Origin of the sequence: Thermoflexus sp. (genome assembly GCF_025055495.1) — a bacterium.
In the GTDB taxonomy this organism is placed as follows: domain Bacteria; phylum Chloroflexota; class Anaerolineae; order Thermoflexales; family Thermoflexaceae; genus Thermoflexus.
This window is the reverse complement of the sequence record NZ_JANWXB010000165.1, coordinates 1-7,221: the sequence shown is the minus strand read 5'-3', so window position 1 is coordinate 7,221 and position 7,221 is coordinate 1. Positions and strand designations below refer to the sequence as shown.

Here is a 7,221-nt window from a genome sequence, read left to right as displayed (position 1 = left end):
TGGCGAAGTAGTGGCGGAACTGGTGCGGGGTGAGGGTTTCCGCCAGCCCAGCCTCCCGGGCCAGCGCCCAGAGGGCCCGCCGCACGCCCTCCGGGGTCATCGGCCGCGTTTGATCCCCCGCCCCCTTATCGTGCCGGGCGAACAGCGGCCGGTGATCGACAGCCTTCCCTCGCGCGCTCCCATCCCGGGCCTGCAGATAAGCCTGAAGCGCCTGAACCGCTGCGGCGTCTAAGAACGCCAGCCGCTCCTTACCGCCTTTGCCGTGGCGCACCCACAGGAGGCCCTGGACCGGGTCGAAATCGCCCCGGCGGAGTGCCACCAGCTCTCCCACCCGGATCCCGCTGCTGCGCAGGACCAGCAGTAAGGCCATGTCCCGGAGGCGGATGAGCTCCTTGCGGCGGGAGCGGGAAGGGGGACGAGATCGGGCAGCCCGGAGCAGGGCGCTCAGGGCCTCCTCTCGAGGCAAGCGGGGCAGGGGAGGGGAGGGGCGCCCGCGTTGCGCTCTTAGATCACGCAATAGACGACGGGCTTCCTCCGCGGGGAGCTCCCACAGGCCCTCATCGAGAAGGAAGTTCACCCAACCCACCAGCGCCGCCAAATAGGTCTGGCGGGTGGATGCGGGTAGCATCCGTCCCGCCTCGCGATAACGCCCCTCCAGGAAAGTGACGAAATCCCGCACCAGGATGGGATCCAGATCCGAGACCGCCTCCTGATCCGGATCCACGCCCAGCGCGGAGAGATACTCCAGAAACCGCCCAAGCGCGGTCCGATAGGTCTGGACCGTGCGGGGACGCCGGGCATAGCGGACGGACAGGCTGTCCAGAAAAGCGAGCACTGCACTACGCAACCCGATGGTTTTCATCGGCGCACCAGCTCTCGGATATCATCCGTGAAGATCTCCGGGAATCCATCCGGGCAGGCCCGGCCATGTCCCTTTGTATAGCCATTATCCCACGATGCTCTGGAAGCCGCTCCAGCCCTCCTGAACGATTTTTTCTCCCTTCTCCCCGCGACCCTCTGGGCCGTGGGGAGGGGAAGGGGGGAGGGGCCATCGCCTTCCGGGCTCGCTGGAGGTGGCCGCTGAGCCCGTCTTTTGATTTGTTTAACATACCTTATAAGAACCATCTGCCGTGAAGCACAGGTGGTGACGGCGGCTCTGGCCGCCTTCACCACCCACCAGCCCATCAGACCACCCAATCCTCCTCCAGCGAATAGCCTTTCCGGATCCGTTCCAGGGCCCATAGAATCTTCCGGTTCGCCTGTCTCCCCATCGCGCCCAAATATTCCGAAAGAATTTGATGCAAGAGATGGAAATCGTCCAACAACTCCGCGGGCCCTACCGATTCCTCAAAGGGCGAAAGCGGAATGAGATGCACGCCGAGGAGCGCAAATACCAGATGGAAGAAGCGAGGATCTACTGCCCCCAGCCACCCCAGCCGACTGTAAGAAGTAATCAACACCGTTCGAAACGCGTTCCCTCGAGCCAGTAGAAGAAGGCGCTGAAGCCCTAATCCCATCTGATGGCCTCGCTGCAGATCGTATTCCTCGTATACCACTCGATAACCGATCTCCAACGCTGCCTGTCTTAAAACGTTTAATTGTTCTTGGACCTGCTTATACCGAAGAGCCCGCGCGTATAGGGCGGCGCTGTGCTCACTGTCGTCTTGAATTCTCCCATTCTGCAGCGCCTTCAGGATCGATTCCAGCGGATATCGATAATGTCCACCCGGCGTTCGGACCGTCACCACTTTCCCGGATTGGGCCCACTTGCGCAGACATCGCGCGGTAACTCCCAACAGACGTGCCGCCTCTTTGGGCTTCAAAAGAACGTTCTCTGATCTAATTTGGTAACCATGAAGATCCTTCATTCTGCATCTCTCCATCATTTCGGGCACAGGTTATTTCCCGGTGGCGTGGGCCACCTTCGCCGGACCACGTCCTCCGGAAAAGCTTCTCGTTCCCCCCTTCCCGCACGGCCTTTGCCCTCAGGCGGGACGAAAGCCAGCGTTCTGGGAGTGTTTATGCCCTCCTCCCCACGCCGCGAGGCAACGTGGGGAGGAGGTCTGGCGTCTCTTCTATCCCAGCGGACAAAACGGTTAGCCTGCACTGGTCAGGACGGCTAAGAACTCCGGCGGCAACGGCCGGGCTTCCCCCAGCACCCGGCTCAACAGATACACTTTCGCCGCATACTCGATCCGCTCCAGGATCACCCAGGCTTCCTCCAGCGTGCGCCCTATGGTCACCACGCCGTGATGGGGCAACAGCACCGCCTGGTGATCCCGGATCCATTCCCGGATGGCCAGCGCATCATCTTCGGAGCTGGGCACCGCCAGCCGCGCGGTTGGAACTTTTCCGATCGTCATCACGACTTCCAGTAGGACCTCGGAGGGGAACGGCACACCGGATACGGTGAGGGCAACCGTGAACGGAGGATGGGCATGTAGCACCGCGGCGATATCCGGACGCTGGCGATATGCTTCGATATGCATGGGCCATTCCGAGGAGGGACCGGCCCCACCATAGCCCATCTGAAGCACCCGCCCTTCCATATCCAGCACGACCATATCCTCCGGCCGCAACCATCCCTTGCTCCGCCCCCGGGGCGTGATCAGGATGCGCCGGGCATCCAGGCGAACGGAGAAATTCCCATCGTTCGCCGAGATCAACCCCCGGGCATACAGACGGGCGCCGATTTCCACCAGCGCCTCCCGCAACCGCTGTTCTCGCAACCCCCATCGGAATCGTCGCATGCCGTCGATCGCCTCCCAAAAGGAATCCAAAAGGAATCAACGTAATGTCCCATAGGAAGCCATTGCCTGACCCCTCAGGTCTTTTCCTCCAGCCGGATCTCCTGGAACGGACGAACGCGGAAGCGGTCTCCCTGAACGGAGCTCTCCTGGCCATCGATCACAGCGCGGGCAACGGCGAAGCCATGGAGGCGCAGGGTAAAGGTCTCCCAGGGCCATGGAAAATCCCCCTCCGGGATCCAGCGCAACCACAACCGGTCCTCTTCCCTTTCCATGCGAAAGCGATCCACTCGGTATGGACCGAAGCCGTCCCCTGCGTCGGAGTAGAGGGTCCCCTCCCCTTCCCCGGCGGATGGCGCGTAAAGATGGAGCGTCAGGCCGTCCTCCGCCATGGGTAGAACGCTCCCGGCCCGGACGAATACGGGGATGCGCTCCAGCGGTGCCTCCGCCTCGATGAACCCTGGGCCGGCCAGACGCCGATCCTCCCAGAAGTCATACCACTCTCCTGAGGGCAGGAACACCTTCCGGGCGCGCGCTCCTTCCTCCACCACGGGCGCCACCAGAAGCGCAGGCCCCAGCAGAAAAGCATCCTCGATCTCCCCCAGGGAGGCGTCGTCCTCGTTCCCCCAGAACAGCGGGCGCACCAGCGGCGCGCCGGTCTGCGCCGCCTCCCAGGCGAGGGTGTAAAGATACGGCAGCAGGCGAACGCGCAGCTCAAGGAACTCCCGAAGGATCGAGAGGGCAGGTTCACCGAAAACCCATGGCTCCCGCCGGGGAGTTCCTTTGGCTGCATGGTTCCGAAAGAAAGGCATGAAGGCCGCCGCCTGGAACCACCGGATGAACAACTCCGCGGAGGGCGCTCCGCTGAATCCCCCGATGTCCGGCCCCGTGTAAGGGATCCCAGAGAGACCCAATCCGATCACCGTTGCGATCGTCTGCCGCAGGGCCGCCCACGTGCTCTCCGTGTCCCCCGTCCAGTTCCAGGCGTAACGTTGAATCCCCGCCCAGCCCGATCGGGTGAGCAGGAACGGACGACGATCCGGTTGCATCCGGCGCAGGGCCTCCCACGCCGCCCGATTCATCAACAGTCCATAGAGATTATGGGCTTCTAAGTGATCCCCTCCCCTTCCCTCCATCTCATGACGAACGGTTCGAGGGAAGGTGGGCTCCCCCCAGGCAGCGAACGTGGTGGGCTCGTTCATGTCATGCCAGAAGCCGGCAACGCCCATTTCCAGCAGAGCCTGATAATGAGCCCCCCACCACTCCCGAACCGATGGATCCGTGAAGTCCGGGAAAACGCACCACCCCGGCCAAACCAGACCCCGATAGACCCGCCCATCCGGCAGACGACAGAAGGCCCTGCGGGCCATTCCTTCCTGATATACGGAATAGCCGGGATCGATTTTCACCCCCGGGTCCAGGATCACCACTGTCCGAACCCCCTGCCCTTCCAGTTCGTGGATCAGGCCCGCTAGGTCCGGGAACCGCTGTCGATCCACCGTGAAGACCCGATAGCCGTCCATATAGTCGATGTCCAGGTGGAGGGCGTGGAGAGGAAGGTGGTGCTCGCGGAAGCTGCGAACCACCTCCCGAACCTCCTCCGCGCTCCCGTAGCTCCAGCGGGACTGGTGGAAGCCCAGGGCCCAGCGAGGAGGCAACGGCGGCCGGCCGGTCAGCTCGGTATAGCGGGCCAGGAGGCCTTCCAGCGAGCCGTAGAACACGTAATAGCGCAGCGCGCCCCCCGCGAAGGTCACCTGGACCGCGTCCGGTTCGGAGGCTCCCAAATCGAAAGCGGCATCATAGGGGTTCTCGTAGAAGACCAGGTAAACGCCCTCTGCATGCACGCTGATCCAGAGCGGGACGCCCAGATACAGTGGATCCACATTCGGGCCGTAGCTCCCGCCGGGATCCCGGTTCCACATCCGGTAGGTTCGCCCTCTTCGATTGAGAGGCGCAGCCCGTTCCCCCAGCCCGTATAGCCGGTCCTCCGGGCGGAGCCGAACCCGATGCCGCCACGCCTCGCCCCGGCGCTCCGGCGGATCTTCTTCCCGCCAGAGGCGCCCCGCAGGCGTCTGAAAGCGCAGGCGGCCATCGGCATTCACTTCAATCCGGATCGCGGGGCTTTCCAGCATCCAGCCAGCGGGTTGCGGAGCCCAGGAAACCTTTGTCTCCTCTAGGGTTTCACGGACAATCGCATAAGGAAGGGGAAGGAGCCCGGGGGTCCAGGAGAGGCGAAGGACCTCTGGAGCGAGGAAGCGGATCTCCAGTTCAGCGTTCGGGCCAGTGAAGCGCGCGCCGTCCGGGAGCGGGACCATGTGTTCCAGGGGATCGATGGGCTGCCAGGAGAGCACCTGGGGAGGTCCGGGAATGCGCTCCGCTTGATCTCGTTCCCATGCGGCCCGCACCGCCCGCCCGGCGGTCCGCCATCCGACAAAACGCAGCGCGAGCAGCCATTTTCGGGGGTCCATGGCGTGGGTTCCCTCGATGCCTCGGAGGATGATGGGAATGCCGGTTGCCGCTCATCGTGAGCGCTGAGGGTCGAGAGGGCTGAGGGACCATCGAAGGCAGCCCGCCCGACCCGAAAGCACCGGCAAACGATAGTAACATGCATCTCCTGGCCGGTCAATGATCGCCATGGGAGTTTTAAGAGGCCCGGCTCGTTGTGAACACGGGTCCAACGGGATGTCACCATGTGGGCACAAGGTTCAGGGGGACAGGGCCTGCTACAGGTGCTGAAGGCACCCCGCTCTGCCTCCAAAGCCTCTGAGGAAGCGAACGACATAACTTCGAACGCGCATGTTTTCATCTCATGCCCGAGGTTTGCACCATGCTGTTTCGCTCGATCTTTCGCAGTGTTCATTCGTTCTCTCTTCCATTTCCCATCGTTTCGCATACGAAACCGGCCCTGGGGAAGTCCGCGGAGCATCGTTCCCGTGTGCTCCACCGGTTCTGGTGGGATGGCGTGCTGGCGCGTCTTTCAGATGCCTTTGTCATCGATTACGTGCCCCTGTTCGCCCTGGCGTTAGGAGCCGGGCCCCGGGAGATCGGCTGGCTGAACAGTCTCGCCCAGCTGATCTATGCAGCCCTTCTGATCCCAGGGGCCCGGCTGGCGGAGCGCTGGGGTCGGCGCAAGATGCTGGTGATAGCAGCTGTCAGCGTGGCCCGGGTGAATTTGGTTCTCTGGGCCCTGCTGCCCTTCTTCATGACCGGACATGCTGCGATCGGGCTATTGGTGGTCACCGGGGCATTGCGGGCCGGGCTATGGGGATTGGGAGCCCCGGCCTGGACCAGCCTGGCCGGCGAATGGGTGCCCGCGGAGATCCGGGGCCGGTATTTCGGCTGGCGGAACCTCGGCAGCGGCATTGCCGCCCTGATCGGAGTGCCCGTGGCAGGCTGGTTGATCACCGCTTTAGGGGGCCTTCGAGGGTATCAAGTGGCCTTCGCCATCGCCTTCCTCCTAGGTGCCATCGGGCTGGCGGTGTTCGCGAGCCTTCCGGAAGAGAGCCCGGGGAGTGTGCGAGGCAAGCGGCTTCCGCCATGGCGGGAGATCCGGGAACAGCCGGCTTTTCTGAGCTACCTGGCCACCTTCGGGATCTGGAACTTCTCCCTCTTCCTTGCCGCTCCGTTCTTTAATGTCCATCTGGTCCAGAACCTGGGGGCCGACGCCCGGACTGTCGGCCTGCTGACCACGGTGTCCGCCTTCGCCGCGCTGTTCGGCCCGGTCTTCTTCGGGCGCTGGAACGATCGCTGGGGAGCACCACGGGCGCTCCTGCGGGCCGGGCTATTTATTCCCCTGATTCCCTGGGCCTGGTTGCTCGCCCGTTCCCCGTGGCATATTGCGCCCATTAATGCTCTTGCGGGATTTCTGTGGGCTGGCTTCGACCTGTGCAATTTCAACACCTTGCTGGCCCTTGCCCCGGAGGAAACGCGCCCACGCTATGCGGCGTTTTATAATCTCATCGTCGGGATCGCCTCAGCCGCCGGGGCAGCGGTGGGAGGGTGGATCGCTTCCCAGTGGGGCTTTTATCCGCTCTTCGCCCTCTCCGGATTAGGCCGGTTGCTGGCGATGGGCTTTTATGCTCGAACTGTCCTGCGCGCGCTGTCGCCCTCTTCTTATGGATCCTGAGATCCAGACGTGAACCCAGAGGTGGGGGGACGGGTTCGCCGCCCGCTTCGTTCCCTAATTTCCCTATTCCCCTCCCCTCCCCCGCGCCGAAGAGCAGAGCAGCGTGGGGAGAGGGCTGAGAAAAGCTCCCCGGGTTTGAAACGGAGCCCTGTCGATATAATAAAGCTGGAATCCGATCGCACTCCGCGAGCTCCGTTCGGGAGAGGTTGGCGATGAAGGAACCGCTTTGGGTGCCCTCAGAGGAGCGGAAGCGCCGGGCGAACATGACCCGCTTCATCGAGTATGTGAACGCCCGGCACAACCGGAACTTCCAGACCTACTGGGATCTCTACCAGTGGTCCGTCGAGA

At 63.2% G+C, this 7,221-nt stretch carries 5 protein-coding genes; 1 reads left to right on the top strand and 4 read right to left on the bottom strand.

Features of this window, described 5'->3' with window-relative positions; all coding sequences use genetic code 11:
* From NZM16_RS05805 to NZM16_RS05790, 4 genes are all read right to left on the bottom strand, one after another.
* The coding region (locus NZM16_RS05805; protein WP_295479248.1) for a tyrosine-type recombinase/integrase at positions 1 to 862 on the bottom strand (862 nt) is incomplete at its 3' end.
* Positions 863 to 1,184: 322 nt separating this feature from the next.
* A complete protein-coding gene (locus NZM16_RS05800; protein ID WP_295479245.1) occupies positions 1,185 to 1,868 on the bottom strand; it encodes a helix-turn-helix domain-containing protein in 684 nt (227 codons plus the stop codon).
* Positions 1,869 to 2,096: 228 nt separating this feature from the next.
* A complete protein-coding gene (locus tag NZM16_RS05795; protein WP_295479242.1) occupies positions 2,097 to 2,750 on the bottom strand; it encodes a class II aldolase/adducin family protein in 654 nt (217 codons plus the stop codon).
* 74 nt (positions 2,751 to 2,824) lie between these two features.
* Positions 2,825 to 5,215: a glycoside hydrolase family 31 protein gene (locus NZM16_RS05790; protein ID WP_295479239.1), complete on the bottom strand. Its 2,391-nt coding sequence runs from the start codon at positions 5,213 to 5,215 to the stop codon at positions 2,825 to 2,827.
* Positions 5,216 to 5,574: 359 nt separating this feature from the next.
* Between NZM16_RS05790 and NZM16_RS05785 the strand changes: the two genes are divergently transcribed.
* Positions 5,575 to 6,873 (top strand): MFS transporter, encoded by a 1,299-nt coding sequence (locus tag NZM16_RS05785; RefSeq protein WP_295479236.1) that lies wholly within the window; start codon positions 5,575 to 5,577, stop codon positions 6,871 to 6,873.
* Positions 6,874 to 7,221: the final 348 nt, after the last annotated feature.

Excerpts from the sequence above, each read along its gene's own strand:
- NZM16_RS05800 (WP_295479245.1), bottom strand. The coding sequence starts at position 1,868 with ATGAAGGATCTTCATGGTTACCAAATTAGATCAGAGAACGTTCTTTTG.
- NZM16_RS05795 (WP_295479242.1), bottom strand. The coding sequence starts at position 2,750 with ATGCGACGATTCCGATGGGGGTTGCGAGAACAGCGGTTGCGGGAGGCG.
- NZM16_RS05790 (WP_295479239.1), bottom strand. The coding sequence starts at position 5,215 with ATGGACCCCCGAAAATGGCTGCTCGCGCTGCGTTTTGTCGGATGGCGG.
- NZM16_RS05785 (WP_295479236.1), top strand. The coding sequence starts at position 5,575 with ATGCTGTTTCGCTCGATCTTTCGCAGTGTTCATTCGTTCTCTCTTCCA.